We start from the raw sequence: 17326 nt of genomic DNA on the forward strand, positions 1-17326 counted from the left end.
CGCCGCCCCGCTTTCCATCCCTAGGCCTGCGGGCGCTTTGCGCCCTGCTACATCCAAAAAGGGCCAAAAAAACCTAAAAAAAACTGTACTTTAGGCTAGCCAAATCAATCATTATGCAGTTAAGAGAACTCTTATTTAAGTACACCACCGACGCCTCTCGTTTTTTGGTTGTAGATGATATGCTCATCCATTATCGAGATGAGGGAACTGGAGAACCCTTGCTCCTTTTGCATGGGGCTTTTTCTTCTTTACATACCTATAATGAATGGACCAAATACCTCAAAAGCCATTATCGGGTGATTCGCTTAGATTTGATGGGTTTTGGTTTGACAGGGCCCAACTCTACAGGCAATTATACGATGGAAAATCATATTCGGGTGCTCAAGCAGTTTCTGGATATTTTGGGTTTAGAGCAGTTTCATTTGGTGGGCAATTCGTTGGGGGGCTGGATCAGCTGGGAGTTTGCCTATCGTTATCCCCAAAGGGTCAAAAAATTGGTCCTTATTGATGCGGCGGGTTTTATGGAGGAAGAAAATGTGCCCTTACCCTTTAAATTGGCCCAAGCGCCCATCTTTGGTCGGGTGGTCAAGTATGTGGTTCGGAAACCCATTTTAGAGAGTTTTTTGCGGCAGGTATACTACGATAGTGATAAAGTGACCAATGCCTTGGTAGATCGTTATTACGAGCTATTTAGTCGAGAGGGGAACAATGACGCCTTTCTCAAGCTCGTCAATTCGCCTTATACGGACCATAGTCCATTTTTGAAATATGTGAGCAACCCCACCTTAGTGATGTGGGGGAGAGAAGACATGTGGATTCCGGTCCATAATGCCGATCGGTTTCATAAGCTACTGCCTCATTCTTGGCAAAAGATTTACCCTAGGGTAGGGCATATCCCGATGGAGGAAATTCCGGAAGAAAGCGTTTTAGACCTCTTGCATTTTTTGCAGGAAAGTGCGGAATTTTCCCATATTTCTGAGGGCTAAAAAAATAAATGGAAGAAAAAAAGGGCTCCTTTTGCAAAGCTTGCAGAATATTTAATAATTTAATCTTGCCTTAGATCTGCGATCTACAGGCCCGCAGGGCCGCAGGCTGAGGGATGGAAAGTGGGGCGGCGCAGCCGCAGACCCAGCAGGCAAAGCCTGCGCAGGGCCGAGCAGACTTGCGAGCCACGACAGAGCCCGACCCGAGCGAAGCGAGTGGGCAGCCCCCAAAAAAAGTTCTTAGCCTAATGAAAAATAGTCTTTTAGCCATATAACTTATTGAAGAATTTGATCTTGAGTGAGTTCATAAAATGATAACCCATGTTAGTTCCAAGCCTTATTCTTAAGCAACTGTATAACTTTAATAGCCTAGCGAATGTAGAGGGCGGTTTGCAGTTCATGATGAAAAATCGTTTGAGCGATACGCAGATTACCCAACTCAAATCGGTGCGTATTGGAGACCATCGGCTGCAGGCGGATGAAATTACGCTTTTGCTAGAAGATGGCAGTCAGCGGGCTGCGGCTAGTTTGACCGAAGCCGCGCCCTTAGATTTGCCCCTAAAGGCCAGTTTTCAGTTACATTGTGCCATGCCCCAATTGCCTAATGGAAAATATGAGGTAGAAATTGTTTTTTCTGCTCAGCCTTTTGGCGAATTGACCTTAGTGGTAGAAGATGGGCTTTCGGATAAATCGGAGCCTACGGTTAGCATTCCTAGAGACCGGAGCGATGACTATGGCGATGCCATTATTAAGGAGCGTCAAAAGTTTGTAGAGGATTATACGGGGGCCAAAATGGAGCATGTTGGACAATACTCTTTTGATCCGCATAGCTGTAATGGAAACTGCGAGCACTTTATTGGAGCGGCTCAGATTCCGTTGGGTGTAGCTGGGCCTTTGCAAGTAAACGGAGAATTTGCCCAGGGCGAGTTTTTGATTCCATTGGCCACCTCAGAAGGGACCCTAGTGGCCTCTTACAACCGAGGCATTAAGGTTGTTAACCTTTCTGGAGGGGTAAAATGTACGGTCCAAAGAGATTCGATGCAAAGAGCGCCCGTTTTTGTTTTTGAGGATGCCCGTGCTGCTCGTGACTTTGTAGACTGGGTAAAGGTTAATTTTGCCAAAATTGCCGAAGAAGCCGAAGCTACCTCAAGTGTGGCTCGTTTGCAATACATTGACCCCTATTTGGCCAATAAATTTGCCTACCTCCGCTTCAACTTCTTTACGGGAGATGCTGCGGGGCAAAACATGGTGGGTAGAGCTACTTTTGCGGCCTGTAGTTGGATTCTAGACGCCTATAAGGACCATAAAGTAGAGCACTTTTACTTAGAGTCGAATTTTGCGACTGATAAAAAAGCCTCTCAGGTAAACATCATGCGCACTAGAGGAAAACGAGTAACTGCCGAGGTCGTACTCAAGCGAGATGTACTCATTCAAAATATGCGGGTAGAGCCCGAAAGTTTGGCCTACCACTATGGCGTGGCCAATATTGGCTCTATTATGTCGGGGGCCAACAACAACGGTCTACACTCAGCCAATGCCATTACGGCCATGTTCATTGCTACGGGCCAAGATGTAGCCAACGTTTCAGAATCTTCTGCGGGCTTGGTCTACTGTGAGCTCACGCCCGAAAAAGACCTTTATTTCTCGATCACCATCCCTTCGCTGATTGTGGCCACTTTTGGAGGCGGAACAGGCCTCGCCACCCAGAACGAATGCTTGAGCATGTTGGGTTGTGTAGGCCGCGATAAGGTCAATAAGCTAGCTGAAATCATTGCGGGAGTAGTGCTTGCTGGAGAAATTTCTTTGGCCTCGGCCATCTCCTCTTCCGATTGGGTATCTAGCCATGAACAATATGGAAGGAACCGATAGGCACCGTTTTTGCCTAGGAAGGCTAGCAAAAGAGAAAAAATTGCTGCAAATTTTATCTTTTTTCGCTTTTGTCAATTTACTTTCCGTAAAAACTGTAATTTTGCAGTGCTTTTATTTTACACAAAATCACACATCTATGAAAAATCTTGTGAAATTTCTTTCGTTCGCTGCTCTAGTTGCTGCTTTCACCACTTCTTGTACTGAAGACGATCCCTGTAAAGACGTAGTTTGCGGCGACTTCGGTAGCTGTAACGAAGGCGTTTGTGAGTGTGTTTATGGCTATGAGCAAGATGCTGACGGCCTATGTAACACTACTTGGGCGGCTAAGTTTGCTGCTGGACCCAACGCTCCTGCTGCTGACACTGTTTATGGAGAGACAGGTAATTACACTCAGGCTTACAACATGACTGTTTCTGTAACTGACTCAGTAAACCTTTCTACTACTAACTTGGGTGGATTTGGTGCTAACAATGTTGTAAATATGGAAGTTACTAGCAGCTACGATATTTTGATCGACGATACTGATATTGGTGGCCGCACATTTAACGGTACTGGTACAATCAGCGGTAGCGAGATCACTTTGAACTACACAGTGACTTATAGCGATAACACCGTAGATACTTGCGAAACTGTTATCACAAAATAATTAGGACTTAATTCCTAAATGTTTAGGCCCAGCTTTTCTAAGCTGGGCCTTTTTATTTTTTTGTGAACTCCAAACTGCGCCTTATTTTGCGCTCGTCAAATTTTGCCCCTAAATATAGCCACATGTCTATCTACGCTCAACGCCTCGACCAATTTACTGCTGCCCACAAACAGGCTCAACAACAGTTCAATCTGCTGAGTATTGCCCGCCTGATTACGGTGGGGCTCTTTATTGTTGCTGGCTATTACTATCTCGATAATCAGGAAAGTCTTTGGGCTTATTTGCTGCTGGGCAGTACGCTGGCCTTTTTTGGCCTGCTCCGCCTGCACGATCAGGTAAAACGCAAACGAGACCGCCTCAAGGAACTTTGTATTATCAATGAGCAGGAGCTGGCCCATACCCAAAATGGAGCGCTTCCCTTTGATGATGGTCAGGCGCTGGCCCCTCAAGATCATCCCTATTCTCATGATCTAGATCTTTTTGGCCCTAATTCGCTCTACCAATTGCTCAACCGCACGGCTACCCCTATGGGCCAAGCCGCACTCCAAAAAGATTTGTTAGAGGGCCTAGAACAGGCCGATATTCTGGCCCGACATGCCGCTATTGAAGAGCTTAAAGCCGAACTCGACTGGCGGCAAGAGTTTTTGGCCCAAGCTCGCCTAGCACCCAAAGGCAGCCAAAGCCTTTATCCCGATTTTTTGCGCTGGACCCAAAGAGCGGCCTCTTCAGTTCATCCTTTAGCAAATGTTCTCCGCTTCCTTTTTCCTATCGGCCTTTTGCTTTCCGCTATCGCCTATATATTTACGTTTAGCCTGCTTTGGGAACGCTTGACCGAAGCCTTTTTTATCCTCAATATTATTTTGGTCCAACGCCATCTTAAGGCCATTCAGGCCGAAAGCCTACAACTGGACCGCCTGCGGCCTACACTCCGCCAATACGGCATTCTCCTCCAATTGTTCGAGAAGAAAAGCTGGCAATCGCCGCTACTCCAAAATATGCAGGCCAATTTGCGCAAAAATGGCCCAGAAGCCGCCCAAGCCCTTAGCCAATTGGGCCGCCTGCTGGCTGGCCTCGATAGTATTAGCAATCTGGTCGGCGCCCTGATCTTTAACGGCATCGGCGCTTATCATCTCCACCTTTTGGCCCAACTCTACAATTGGCGGAAAAAATACGCCAAAGAACTCAACGAATGGTTGCTGCTGCTAGGCGAGCTCGAAAGCCTGAATTCCTTGGCCAATTTGGCCTATAATCGCCCCGATTACCAGTTTCCCGAACTGCAAAATACCCCCGATTTCTATTTTGAAGACCTGAAACATCCGCTGCTTCCCCCAGAACAGGCGGTGGGCAACGAACTCGATCTCCGCCAACAAAAGCTAATTATCCTCACGGGCTCCAATATGTCGGGCAAAAGTACTTTCCTCCGCGCTATGGGCCTCGCTATGGTCATGGCCCGCATGGGCTCGGTAGTGGCCGCCAAAACGGCTCAATTACAAGCCCTGCCGCTCTATCTGTCGATGCGCGTCAATGACTCGCTCAGCGAAAATGCCTCTTACTTTTTTGCCGAGGTCAAACGCCTGCAAACTATTCTTGAAGCCCTAAAAAAAGCACCCCATTTTGTCCTCCTAGACGAAATTCTGCGCGGTACAAATTCCGATGATAAACGCAACGGAACTCTGGGCGTACTCCGAAAACTAGTGGAGTATAAGGCCGTTGGCGCCTTGGCTACACACGACCTCGAGGTCTGTGCCCTACAAGCCAATTATCCCAATTATTTGCTCAATGCCTGCTTTGAGGTCGAAATCCGTGAACAAGAACTCTATTTTGACTATAAACTAAGAACGGGTATCTGCCAAAATCAATCGGCCAGCTTCCTGATGCGGAAATATTTGTAGGCTGTTGTATATATAGGTTTGGGGCCTCCGCCTCGCTGGTCGGCGGTTACTCCCGCTGGTCGTCGAACTGCGGCCTAAAGGCCTTGTTGTCGTTTCGCAGCTCGCTGCTGTTTTGGGGCCTCCGCCTCGCTTCGCTCGTCGGCGCTACGTTTCGCAGCTCGCAGGTCTGCTCGGCCCTGCGGCGGCTTTGCCGCCTTGGTCTGGCCTGCGGCCACTGCTGCACATCGCTAGGCCAGTCGCTTCGCTCCTCAGAATGCGCCAAAATGGCTTTCCTCTTCATCCGTCTAAGAAAAGGGACCTATGTACAAGAGTAAACTATTTGCCTTATATCGCTCTTTGGGAACTGCTCAAGAGCAGCGCCTAGGCCGCTTTTTGTCTTCTCCCTACCACAACCAAAGAGAAGATATTTTGGCCCTTTATGATTATATACACAATCATGCAACCGAAACAGATCGCCAATCACTACGTAAAGAAACGGTCTATGCCGCCCTTTTTGAAGGCCCCTATAAGGTGGCCAAAATGGACCATCTGATGTCTATGCTCCTCCAACTGATCGAACGCTTTTTGTTGGTCGAACGCATCGAGCAAGAACCCCTAGAATCACAAATCAAACTCAACCGCAGCTATCTGGAATTGGGCCTCGATAAGCATTTTAGACAAAGCTGGCGAAAAGCCGAAGCCCTAAGAGAAGAGTCTCCGCTCCGAGATAGTAATTACTATAGATACGGCTATTACTTAGAGTACCAACGCTACGAACAGTCTACCTCAGAACGTAGACACCAAGCCAAAAATCTACTTAAGTTGAGCCAAAGCTTTGATATTTACTTTCTAGCCGAACGCTTCAAACAAGCTTGCCTGATGCTGGCCCATGAAGCAGTCTATAAGGTAGAGTACAACCGCAGCCTAGTCGAACTACTCGAACAATATGTGCAGCAAAACCCTCAGCTTTTGGCCCAGGATAGTCCTCTTTCCCTTTATTTTTTTTGCTACCAAAGTTTACTTCCGCCTTATCCCGAAGCCAGTTTCCAAGCTTTTAAAAAGGCCCTGCTTGGCCCCGCTCAAAATACACTCCCCAAGGCCGAACTCCGAGACCTCTATCTATTGGCCATCAATTACTGTATTCGCCGCTCTAATTCTGGACAAAAACACTATCTCAAAGAATTACTCTATTTCTATAAGTCGGGCCTGCAAGAAGGGATCCTCATCCAAAATGGCCGCCTGCCAACAAGTAGCTTTAAGAATATGGTCAAGGCCGCCCTCAAAAGCAAAGAGTTTGCCTGGGCCAAGGAGTTTATTGAGCAGTATCCACCCTATTTAGACCCCAAGCACCGAGCCGCTTATTTACATTATGCCCAAGGCGAATACTATTATTATTTGGGCCAATATGAACAAGCTATGCTGGCCCTGCAAGAAATTGAGTTTGGCGATATTTTTATGAATCTGAGCGCCCGCCTGCTCTTACTCAAAATGTACTACGAATTAGGCGAACTAGAGGCCCTAGAAGCCCAAATCAATAGTATGAAAATCTATTTGCAACGCAAGGACCAACTGGGCTACCACCGAGAGAACTATAAGAATATTCTCTACTTCTGTCGCCGCCTCCTCCAATTACCCCCATACCCCAAAATAGCCGAGAAAAAAAAGCTAGAGGCCGACATCCAAAGCCGCCAACCCTTAACCGAAAAAGACTGGCTGCTCCAACAATTGGCCAAAAAATAAGCAAAACAAAAGGCCCTGCAGCTCGCTGCGGGGCCTTTTGTTTGCCCAGAACCGCCCCTGAGGCCAAGAATTAGAAATCTAAAACTATTCTAAATAAGAAGCAACTAGGCCTTTATTTAAGCAAAAAGCGGGCTCTTGGGTTTTGATATAGTAATTTAGATATAAATCTGGCTCAGAAGATAAGCCTTTTGCCCGCTCTTTCTGTAACTATCTTTACAAAAAAGGGAAGAAAGAGGACAAAATTTAATATTTTTCGGCCGCTTTGTTTGTAGCAAAAAACAGACAAAATTGGGAGAAATATCTTCTTCTGAGAACGAAAACACATTATCGAACCAAAATCTTGACACATGAATTGGGTAGTCAAATTTCTTACTTCATCTTTGGGCAAAAAGCTCATCATGAGTCTTACCGGTCTCTTTTTATGCACCTTTTTGGTGGTGCATATGATTGGTAACCTGGCTCTGTTTGCCGATGCCGACGGTCATAGTTTCAACGAATATGCCGAGTTTATGGCCCACAACCCCCTCATTAAGACGGTTTCTTTGGGCCTCTATTTCTTCATTTTTCTGCATGCTGTACAGGGAATTGCCATTTGGGTATCTAACCGCAATTCTGCCGGAGGAAGCAGCCGCTATAAGGGCAGCGAAAAAGCTAAAACAGAAGCTAGCGCAGCTTCTCGCAACATGATGTGGCTAGGCGTACTTATCCTCGCCTTTTTGTTGTTGCACATGGCGCAGTTCTGGCTCAAAGCTAAGTTTACTGGCCTTACCCGTGAAGGCGACCTATACTATGAGGTCTCTCTTGCCTTTCAGCAAGAATGGGTGGTGATTGTTTATCTATTGGGCTTGTTTGCACTCTCTGCTCACCTTTTACACGGCTTTCAGTCTGCTTTCCAAACTTTGGGACTCAACCACAAAAAGTATACTCCCGTTGTTAAAGCTATCGGAGTTGCCTTTGCTATCCTTGTCCCTCTCGGATTCGCAACTATGCCAATCTTCTTCTACGTTAAGGAAATGCTCTAGATAGCGCAAACTATCTAAGTAGCTAGCTGTTAGTTTATTAGCAGCGAAATGTTTGGCTCTGCCAACAGTATTCAAACTCGACTTTAAAAAAATAATCATACTCTTATGAGAAAGTTAGATTCTAAAGTACCTCCTGGTCCCTTAGCCGAAAAATGGGTTAAGTATCGTTCAACTATGCCGCTAGTAGCCCCCAATAACAAACGTCGCCTAGATGTTATCGTTGTTGGTACTGGCCTCGCTGGTGCCTCTGCTGCAGCAACCCTAGGAGAGTTAGGCTATAATGTTTCTTGTTTTACTTTTCATGATAGCCCCCGCCGCGCTCACTCTATCGCCGCTCAGGGTGGAATCAATGCCGCCAAAAATTACCGAAATGATGGCGATAGCGTTTACCGCCTTTTCTATGATACCATCAAAGGGGGAGACTACCGCTCTAGAGAAGCTAATGTGCATCGCCTAGCCGAAGCCTCTACCGATATTATTGACCAATGTGTGGCTCAAGGGGTTCCCTTCGCCCGCGAATATGGTGGAGAACTCGCTACCCGCTCTTTCGGTGGGGTACAAGTATCTCGTACCTTCTATGCCCGTGGCCAAACTGGTCAGCAGCTTTTGTTGGGCGCCTATAGTGCCCTCTCTCGCCAAATCTCTTTGGGTAGCGTGACGATGTATAACCGCCACGAAATGCTCGATTTGGTAGTCGTAGACGGTAAAGCTCGCGGAATTATCGCCCGTAACCTCCTCAACGGGAAAATTGAACGCTATGCCGCTCATGCCGTTGTGCTCGGTACCGGCGGATACGGTAATGTGTATTATCTCTCTACTAACGCTATGGGATGTAATGTCTCTGCCGCCTGGAGAGCCCACCGCCGTGGTGCCTATTTTGCCAACCCTTGCTATTGCCAAATTCACCCCACCTGTATCCCCGTTTCGGGCGATTATCAGTCTAAACTAACACTGATGTCAGAATCACTCCGTAATGACGGACGTGTATGGGTGCCCAAGGATATGGCTATGGTCGAAAAACTCCGCAAAGGAGAAGTTAAACCCGAAAATGTAGCCGAGGAAGATCGCGATTATTACCTAGAACGCATCTATCCCGCTTTCGGTAACTTGGTGCCTCGTGATGTAGCCTCTAGAGCCGCTAAATATGTTTGTGATGAAGGACGTGGAGTTGGACCAACTGGCCTCTCTGTTTACCTAGATTTCTCTACAAACACTATGCGCTACGGCCGCTCTGTAGCTATCTCTAAAGGCCAGCCCGATGCCTCAGATGCTAAGGTGAAAGAATGGGGTAAAGAAGTGGTTTCTGCAAAATACGGTAACCTCTTCGAAATGTATGAGAAGATTACTGGCGAAAATCCCTACGAAACACCCATGCGTATCTATCCCGCTATCCACTATACTATGGGGGGACTTTGGGTAGATTATAACCTAGAAACAACGATCCCCGGCCTCTTCGCCCTAGGCGAATGTAATTTCTCTGACCATGGCGCTAACCGCCTCGGTGCTTCTGCCCTAATGCAAGGTCTAGCCGATGGCTATTTCGTCATCCCTTACACTATCGGTACTTTCTTGGCCAACGAAATCCGTACACCCAAGATTAGCCCCGAACAAGCTGCTTTCGATCAAGCAGAAAAAGAAGTGAAGGAACGTATCGAGAAACTACTTAGCATCCAAGGAAACCGCTCTGTAGAGTCTTTCCACCGCGAACTAGGCGTAGATATTATGTGGGAGTACTGCGGTATGGCCCGTAATGCCGATGGCCTCAAAACAGCACAGCAAAAGGTCCGCAAACTCCGCGATGAGTTCTGGAAAAATGTATTCGTCCCCGGCGCTGCCAACGAATATAATCCCGAACTCGAAAAAGCGCTCCGCGTAGCCGATTTCTTCGAACTCGCCGAGGTGATGATTATGGATGCCCTAGACCGTAAAGAGTCTTGCGGTGGCCACTTCCGCGATGAATACGCTACTCCAGAAGGAGAAGCCCAGCGTAATGATAAAGAATATGCTTATGTAGCCGCCTGGGAATTTAAAGGCCCCGGCCAAGCCGAACTCCACAAAGAAGAACTCACCTTCGAAAATGTAGAGCTCAAAACGCGTAGCTACAAGTAATTCTTTTCACATCTATTGACTATTTAAACTCCATATATTATGGCTCATGACGAAATTAGACTGACGCTCAACGTCTGGAGACAAAAAAGTGCAGGCCAAGCCGGTAAGTTCGAAAGCTATCAGGTGACTGCCAATACGCATATGTCTTTCCTCGAAATGTTGGACGTCCTCAATGAACAACTCAACTCCCAAAAGAAAGACCCCGTCGCTTTTGAACACGATTGCCGCGAGGGAATCTGCGGAGCTTGTAGCCTCGTAATCAACGGCCGCCCGCATGGCCCTATGCAAGGTACCACTACTTGCCAATTGCATATGCGCCACTTCGATGATGGCGATACGATCTGGATCGAACCCTACCGCGCTAAGGCCTTCCCCGTAGTGAAGGACCTGGTGGTAGACCGCTCTGCCTTCGATCGCATTATCCAAGCCGGAGGATACGTTTCTGTAAATACTGGGGGTACTCCCGACGGTAACGCTATTCCTATCGAGCAAGAGGTGGCCGCCAAGGGCTTTAATGCCGCCGCTTGTATTGGCTGTGGCGCCTGTGTGGCCGCCTGCCCCAATGCCTCGGCTATGCTCTTTACTTCTGCTAAAGTGACGCATTTGGCCACTATGCCGCAAGGACATGTAGAGGCCCAACAACGGGTACTCAATATGGTCAGCCAAATGGATGGCGAGGGCTTCGGTCTTTGCTCTAATATTGGCGCCTGTGAGGCCGAATGCCCCAAGGAAATCTCTATCGAGAATATCGCTCAGATGAACCGCGAGTATATTGCCGCTGTCTTTGGCTCTAACCGCCAAGCTGCTAAATAAACCGCTTCCTCTGATCCCAATTTATACTGGTCAGTGCCTCCTGAGGTACTGACCTTTTTTTTGGGGCCTCCGCCTCGCTACGCTCGTCGGCGGTTACTCCCTTTGGTCGTCGAACTGCGGACTGAAGTCCTTGTTGTCGTTCCGCAGCTCGCTGCTGTTTTTGGGCCTCCGCCTCCCTTTGGTCGTCGGCGCTACGTTCCGCAGCTCGCAGGTCTGCTCGGCCCTGCGTCGCCTTCGGCTCCTTGGTCTGCGGCTGCGCCGCACTGCTGCACATCGCTAGGCCGCTCAGCTGTCTTTTTTCAGCCTAAGTTTCTTCTTCGGCCTTTGATCTCTGTCAAATAGGGCGTAAAGGTTTTGATGGGGTATTTGATCTCTGTCAAATAGGGCGTAAAGGTTTTGATGGGGTATTTGATCTCTGTCAAATAGGGCAAAAAGGTTTTGATGGGGTATTTGATCTCTGTCAAATAGGGCGTAAAGGTTTTGATGGGGTATTTGATCTCTGTCAAATAGGGCGTAAAGGTTTTGATATGCCGTTCTGCATCTGCAGAATAGGGTGTAAAGGTTTTGATATGCTGTTCTGCATCTGCAGAATAGGGTGTAAAGGTTTTGATGTGCTGTTCTGCATCTGCAGAATAGGGCGTAAAGGTTTTGATATGCTGTTCTGCATCTGCAGAATAGGGCGTAAAGGTTTTGATGTGCCGTTCTGCATCTGCAGAATAGGGTGTAAAGGTTTTGATGTGCCGTTCTGCATCTGCAGAATAGGGCATAAAGGTTTTGATAGGTTGTTCTGCCGCAGCCAATCTTGCTGGGCCATCATCTTGCTCGCCGCAGGAGCTTAAAAGCCCCTGCTTCTTGGATAGAAGGCAGGGACTTAGATTTTTCAGGTCCTGCGGCTTTTAAGCTGCAGGCCAAGAGGACTGCCAAAATCTAGCTTAGTTGTTCCGAAATTGGCTGCGGCTTTTAAGCTGCAGCTATGATGGCCGAAGGCCAAAGGCCTAGCGATGTGCAGCAGTGGCCGTCAGGCCAGACCGAGCCGCTGAAAGCGGCGAAGGGCCGAGCGAAGAGCGAGCTGCGCAACGTAGCGCCCGCCGAAGGCGGGAGGCCCCCAATCCCCCTAACTACTTGCAAAAGACCTAGTTGAAACAACTTTTTGAGGAGAAAAAACGTCTTGTTAATAAAGACCTAATGAAAGCAACTGTACTCTACTCTCTTATTTTTATTTTCTTGAGCTACCTAGGCGCCGCCCAGAGCTTTGAAAGCCCCGAAGAGCTCCTTTTTGCCGCCATATTTGATCAAGACCTAGAGCAGGTAGAGGCGGCTTTGGGACAGGGGGCGCAACTGGATAGCCGCTATACCTATAGCCGCTATGCCGAGGATTGTTTTTATTGGACCCCCATGATGGCCGCCTGTGCCATGGGACAAGTTGAGCTGGTCCGGCTGTTGCAGGATAATGGGGCAAGCCTTTGGGCCCCTTTGACGGAAGGTTGGCGCTCTGCCGGACCATTAAGCCAAAAGGGGAGTAGGCCCCTACATGTAGCTGCGGCCTACGGAAGCGTCGAGGTGGCCGAGTTTTTACTGCAAAGAGGCGCTTTGGTCAATGCTGGCCCCAAGCATTATACCCCCTTATTTTATGCCCTGCAAGCCCCCGAGGCCAAGCGAGAAGAGCTCATTAGCCTATTGCTCTCTTATGGGGCTGACTATCGACAGCCGGGCATCTTGGCCGAGGCCATTGCGCAGGGCGAAATAGACTGGGCCAAAAAATGGTTGCGCAAACAAGCCTCTGCCAAGGCCAAACGCCCCAATTGTCAGGGCGCCTGTAGTCCCTTAGAATTGGCCATACAAAAAGAAGCCAACGAACTCCTGCCGCTGCTCAAACAAAAAGGGGCCAAATTAGTGGCTAGCGCAGGAGCCCCCCCCTTATTAGAACAGGCCTTTTTGGCCCAAAATCTCTTTGCTTTTCAGTGGCTTTACCGCCAAGGGCTACGGCCCGATGCCGTCCTATTGGCTCTAGCCGAAAACAGCTCCTCGAGCTGGCAGAAAATCTTGCAAAATGGGCAGCTGCAGGCCGAAGATCGCCGTTTTTTGGCCCTGCTTAAAGACCCCATTTTTCAGAATATAGAACTGAGCGAAAAACCTTTGCAAAATATGCAATGGCGCAGCCTGAGCGGAGGCTTTATCAGTCTGAAGCAATTGCAAGGCGAATGGCTGCTGATTGTGCCTTGGGCCAGCTGGTGCGAAAGCTGCAAAGAACAGCTCCGCTCTTTGCATAAGCTAGACAAAAAGCAGCAAAATTGGCGGATTTTAGTCATTTCTCTAGACCCCAAACCCTATCCCTTAGAAGATTTTATGAAGGCCGAAAAACTGCCTTTTTTAGCCGCTCATGATCCTCAGCTTCATAGCATTAAGGCTTGGGATTGGCGGGCCCCCGAATTGATTTTGCTAGACCCCCAAGGCTGGCAACGCAGCCGCTCTAAGCAGGCCCTAGACTGGCACAAAAAGCCCCTCAGCCGCTTTTTGCAATTGCAGCGAAAACGCTATCCTGCTAGACCATAAAAAAAAGGGCGACCGATAAACGGTCGCCCTTTTTGGTTACTACTTTAGAAGCGAACATTGCTTAGGCCAGCCAAATCCTTGACCTCCTTAATGCAGTCTTGGGCTCGTTTCCGAATCTCTTCGGAGCTGGCCTTAATTTGTTTCTTATACTCCTTTTTATTGCTCAAAACCTCGGCTCGTTTTTCCTTAAAGCCGCCAATCAATTGGCCCAAAGCCGTTTTTGCGGCCTCCTTGAGGTCCTTATAAGAAAGTTGTTGGTTGGGATCCTGATAAACGGCCAATAATTGCTCATGCTCAGTAATATGTCCAGCCGCCTTAATCAAAGTAAAGAGGTTGTCTACCCCAGGGCTCATGATGCCTTGGGCCTGTTCGGCTCCCGTATCGGTCACGGCAGAACCCACCTTCTTAAAGAGGCGGGCTTCCTCTTCAAAAACACTGATATAATGCTTTTCGCCTAGGCTTTTGCTCATTTTGCGGTTGGGGTCGGCCAAAGAGCGAATCTTAGGCGACTCTGTAAATAGGGGCTCGGGCAGCTCAAAAAACTCCTTGCCCACAGCCTGATTGAAGCGAGTAGCAATATTGCGAGTAAGCTCTAGATGCTGCTCTTGGTCCTTGCCCACCGGCACATAATCGGCCCGATAAATTAGGATATCGGCTGCTTGCAAAACGGGGTAGCTAAACAAAGCCGCCGAGATAAAGCTATCTTTTTGGCCCTCTTTCACCTGTTGGCTTTTGTCCTTAAACTGCGTCATGCGGCTCAGCTCGCCATAAGAGCAAAAGCAGCTCAAAATCCAGCAGAGCTCGGCATGTTCGGGGACCAAAGATTGCAAAAAGAGATACTCTGGCTTGACATCTAGGGCCAGAAGATTAAAAATCATGTTCCAGCTATTCTCCCGCAGTTTTTTGGTTTTATAGGGCATGGTCATGGCATGATAATCCACCACCCCAAAGGTACAATCGTAGTTTTCTTGTAGGCGCACCCAATTTTGGACCGCCCCAAAGTAGTTGCCCAAATGAAGGTCTCCGGTAGGTTGAATGGCTGAGAGAACGCGTTTTTTCATCTTCTTAAAAGTTCTTGGACCCAAAGGCCCACATGGTTATAGTAAAGAATCAAAGTTAAAAATCTTTTGGCTTTTGGGGCCTTTGCTTGCTGCTTTTTTGTCTGCTGTTAATTTTGGGGCTGCCCCTTGCTTCGCTCGGGTCGGGCTATGTATTCCCGTTGGTCATCGAACTGGCGCCCCTTTGGGGCTGGTTGTCGCAGCTCGCTGTTACTTGCTTCGCTGCGTCGGCTCCCGTTGGTCGGGTCGCTCGGCCCTGCAGCCCTGCGGGCTTTGGTCTGGCCTTCGGCCACTGCTTTCTATCCCTCAGCCTGCGGCGGCTCCGCCGCCTGTCCACCGCAAAATGGACCAAACAAAAAACGCTCTACCTTTTGGGTAGAGCGAACTAAAAAGTATGGACCCATTAAAGGAGCTTATTCAATCATCAGGCAGGCCAGGGCATTGGCATATTCTCCCTGTTGGATGAGGGTACGGGCATAGCGTTCTTGCATCTGAAAGCGGGCTGTAGAGCCTGCGGGAGCTAGCTCGAGCAAATTGGCCAAACTATCATCTTTTTGGACCAACTGTTCTATTTCCTGCTCTGTTGGTAGGGCCATTAGGCCCGCCATGCAAGCAATTTCACTTCCCTTAAGGGTATCGCTCTGGCGGATGCGCTCTGGCAATTGATCAAAGCCTAGGGCCAAATCAGAAGGATTTTGATAAATAGAGAAAAGGGCATCTCCACTAGCACGCACATAATAGGCTCGGCCAAGGCGGCCCACCAAATCGAGTTTATGAGGGTCAATGCGGTTGCGTTCATCAATAACAGCCTCATCAATATGGAAGCGCTGCACCTTACAGAACATCAGGTTGCCGGCTCCGCCATGTTCTCCCAAGCTAACAATTTGCTCCACCTTGCACTCAAACTGCACGGGAGATTCGGCAATGCGGAAGGGGGCCACGGTTTCTGCGGCTAGGGGCGTAAAGCCTGCTTTGGCAAACTCATCAATATGGGCGGGATAAGAAATGCTGGCCAGGGTCATTTGTTGGACCATATCGTAGGTGACCACATTGATGACCACCTCTTGATTTGCCTGAATATTATGTAAAGTATCTTTAGTGGTATTTCCTCTGACGGTTCGGTTAGAAGAAAAGACCATCATGGGCGGATTAGAGGAAAAGGCATTGAAAAAGCTATAGGGAGCAATATTGGCCACCCCATTTTCATCAATGGTAGAAACAAAAGCAATGGGACGAGGGGCAATGGCCCCCACCATAAACTGGTGCAGGTCTTTAATTTCTAGGTCTTGAGGGTTGATGCTACGCATTTTTGACATGAGTCAATTTATTTTAAGAGCGATTTGATAGTAATATGGTCGGCGATATTTTTGCCGTAATGTACTTGTTTTAATTCTTGATTATCTTGAATGACAAAATCGGCAGGGATGATAGGGCCAGGGCGGTTGCCTTTTTTGGGGTATTTTTCTCCATCATAGGCTTTCTTTCCCTTTTTTGCGGCCTTGCGGACCTTTTTGCTAAAAATGGAATTTCGGACTTTTCCCGCAGATTTTTCAATTTTATAGGCCTCAAAAAGTTCTTCATCGGGGTCGGCCACAACAATAAAGGGGAGTTCGGCATCTTCGGCTAGGGCTTTGAGGCGGTCTTTGGGGCTAGGGTAGACCACAATAACGGCATAACCTTGTGCTTTGAGGGCCTCATAATTATCTTTGAGCTCATGGGTTCTAAAGTTACAGACGGGGCACCAAGTAGGTCTTAAAAAAGTGATGAGGACCCGATCATTTTCTTTGAGTAGCTCTTTGAGCTTATAGCTTTCGCCATCTATGGCTTCAAAGGTAGTTTTGGGGGCTTTTTCGCCTTCTATTAGGCGTTCTGTTTGGGCTTGGGCCAAATTAAACTGGCCAATGAGAAGGCCCAAAAATAAGAGTAAGCTACGCATAGGTAAATTGTTTTGGGGAGGGGGGGATAAATAAAATTTGGCTTAAAATACGCTCTTTTCCTAGGCGAGGTTCTCAAGGAAATGATAAAATAGGTTTAAGAAGATACAAAAAAAGGCAAGCCATCTGGCTTGCCTTTCATTTGCGGATGCTAATTAGCGGTCTCGCTTATTTTTCTTCACGCTGGATAGTCACCTTGCGGTTAAGTTCAGCGCCAGATTCGTCAGTAATTTGGAACATATAAGTACCATCCTCTAGTGTTTCTACGTTGAGTGCGCGGTAGTTGCTACCTTCAGTTACTTCCATAACTCGGTGAGCAGCTAGTTCGTAGCCCTCTTCGTCAAACATTTTCATGGTCAATTCTTTCTGCTCTTGAGATTTTAGAGAGAACACATAGACATCATCTTGAACGGGATCATCAGAGGCAACCATTTCGATATCTAGGACCTTGGCCACTTTTTCGGCAGACATAAGGCTAGTATAAATTGTAGCTACAACTTCACGGTCATCGCCATTGTCCATAAGGAGAATAACAGCAACCATCTTGTCTTCATGATTAGGGTTTGCAGCGAAAGCGTTGCTGGCATTGAAGCCAAGAACAAGCGCTAGGACGAAAGATAGAATTTTCATATCGATCAATGTTAAAAAGTAGTGTAGATAAAAAGTAGATTAGAAATAGCAGGTAAAAACACTCCTTTTGAGCGCTTTTTAGATAGAGACGTACTGGA

At 47.9% G+C, this 17326-nt stretch carries 14 protein-coding genes; 9 read left to right on the top strand and 5 right to left on the bottom strand.

Translation table 11 applies throughout. From position 1 onward, the window contains the following. The first annotated feature begins 113 nt into the window (after positions 1 to 113). The 8 genes from SGRA_RS10165 to SGRA_RS10200 all read left to right on the top strand — a co-directional run bounded on the left by SGRA_RS10165 (position 114) and on the right by SGRA_RS10200 (position 11053). Positions 114 to 986, top strand: coding sequence for an alpha/beta fold hydrolase (locus SGRA_RS10165; RefSeq protein WP_015692592.1), 873 nt, complete (start codon positions 114 to 116; stop codon positions 984 to 986). Between the two features lie 318 nt (positions 987 to 1304). Continuing rightward, the gene (locus SGRA_RS10170; protein WP_015692593.1) at positions 1305 to 2852 is read left to right on the top strand and encodes a hydroxymethylglutaryl-CoA reductase; all 1548 of its coding nucleotides are present in this window, start codon (positions 1305 to 1307) and stop codon (positions 2850 to 2852) included. Further along, positions 2836 to 3498: a hypothetical protein gene (locus tag SGRA_RS10175; protein WP_245538534.1), complete on the top strand. Its 663-nt coding sequence runs from the start codon at positions 2836 to 2838 to the stop codon at positions 3496 to 3498. The genes SGRA_RS10170 and SGRA_RS10175 overlap by 17 nt, the downstream gene beginning before the upstream one ends. Positions 3499 to 3620: 122 nt before the next feature. Next, positions 3621 to 5390 (top strand): MutS-related protein, encoded by a 1770-nt coding sequence (locus SGRA_RS10180; protein WP_015692595.1) that lies wholly within the window; start codon positions 3621 to 3623, stop codon positions 5388 to 5390. A 300-nt stretch (positions 5391 to 5690) separates the two neighbouring features. After that, on the top strand, positions 5691 to 7109 hold the full coding sequence (locus SGRA_RS10185) for a hypothetical protein (RefSeq protein ID WP_015692596.1): 1419 nt from the start codon (positions 5691 to 5693) through the stop codon (positions 7107 to 7109). 347 nt (positions 7110 to 7456) lie between these two features. After that, entirely contained in the window at positions 7457 to 8131 is a 675-nt protein-coding gene (locus SGRA_RS10190; protein ID WP_041329613.1) for a succinate dehydrogenase cytochrome b subunit, read from the top strand. A gap of 105 nt (positions 8132 to 8236) precedes the next feature. Next, positions 8237 to 10240, top strand: a complete 2004-nt coding sequence (locus SGRA_RS10195; protein WP_015692599.1) for a fumarate reductase/succinate dehydrogenase flavoprotein subunit — start codon at positions 8237 to 8239, stop codon at positions 10238 to 10240. Positions 10241 to 10279: 39 nt separating this feature from the next. After that, on the top strand, positions 10280 to 11053 hold the full coding sequence (locus SGRA_RS10200; RefSeq protein WP_015692600.1) for a succinate dehydrogenase/fumarate reductase iron-sulfur subunit: 774 nt from the start codon (positions 10280 to 10282) through the stop codon (positions 11051 to 11053). A 299-nt stretch (positions 11054 to 11352) separates the two neighbouring features. Here the strand turns inward: SGRA_RS10200 and SGRA_RS10210 are convergent, their stop codons facing one another. Beyond that, on the bottom strand, positions 11353 to 11820 hold the full coding sequence (locus SGRA_RS10210) for a hypothetical protein (protein WP_015692602.1): 468 nt from the start codon (positions 11818 to 11820) through the stop codon (positions 11353 to 11355). A 418-nt stretch (positions 11821 to 12238) separates the two neighbouring features. On the opposite strand from SGRA_RS10210, the gene SGRA_RS10215 reads away from it, so the two are divergent. Continuing rightward, positions 12239 to 13606 (top strand): ankyrin repeat domain-containing protein, encoded by a 1368-nt coding sequence (locus SGRA_RS10215; RefSeq protein WP_015692603.1) that lies wholly within the window; start codon positions 12239 to 12241, stop codon positions 13604 to 13606. Between the two features lie 44 nt (positions 13607 to 13650). Here the strand turns inward: SGRA_RS10215 and trpS are convergent, their stop codons facing one another. From trpS to SGRA_RS10240, 4 genes are all read right to left on the bottom strand, one after another. Continuing rightward, entirely contained in the window at positions 13651 to 14667 is a 1017-nt protein-coding gene (gene trpS, locus SGRA_RS10220) for a tryptophan--tRNA ligase (protein WP_015692604.1), read from the bottom strand. Between the two features lie 410 nt (positions 14668 to 15077). After that, complete coding sequence (locus SGRA_RS10230) at positions 15078 to 15980, bottom strand: flavin reductase family protein (RefSeq protein ID WP_015692605.1); 903 nt, start codon at positions 15978 to 15980, stop codon at positions 15078 to 15080. Positions 15981 to 15988: 8 nt separating this feature from the next. Next, positions 15989 to 16600, bottom strand: a complete 612-nt coding sequence (locus SGRA_RS10235; RefSeq protein WP_015692606.1) for a peroxiredoxin family protein — start codon at positions 16598 to 16600, stop codon at positions 15989 to 15991. A gap of 166 nt (positions 16601 to 16766) precedes the next feature. Then, the gene (locus tag SGRA_RS10240) at positions 16767 to 17141 is read right to left on the bottom strand and encodes a T9SS type A sorting domain-containing protein (RefSeq protein WP_245538535.1); all 375 of its coding nucleotides are present in this window, start codon (positions 17139 to 17141) and stop codon (positions 16767 to 16769) included. Between the last annotated feature and the right edge of the window lie 185 nt (positions 17142 to 17326).

Origin of the sequence: Saprospira grandis str. Lewin, from assembly GCF_000250635.1 — a bacterium.
Taxonomy (GTDB): Bacteria; Bacteroidota; Bacteroidia; order Chitinophagales; family Saprospiraceae; genus Saprospira; species Saprospira grandis.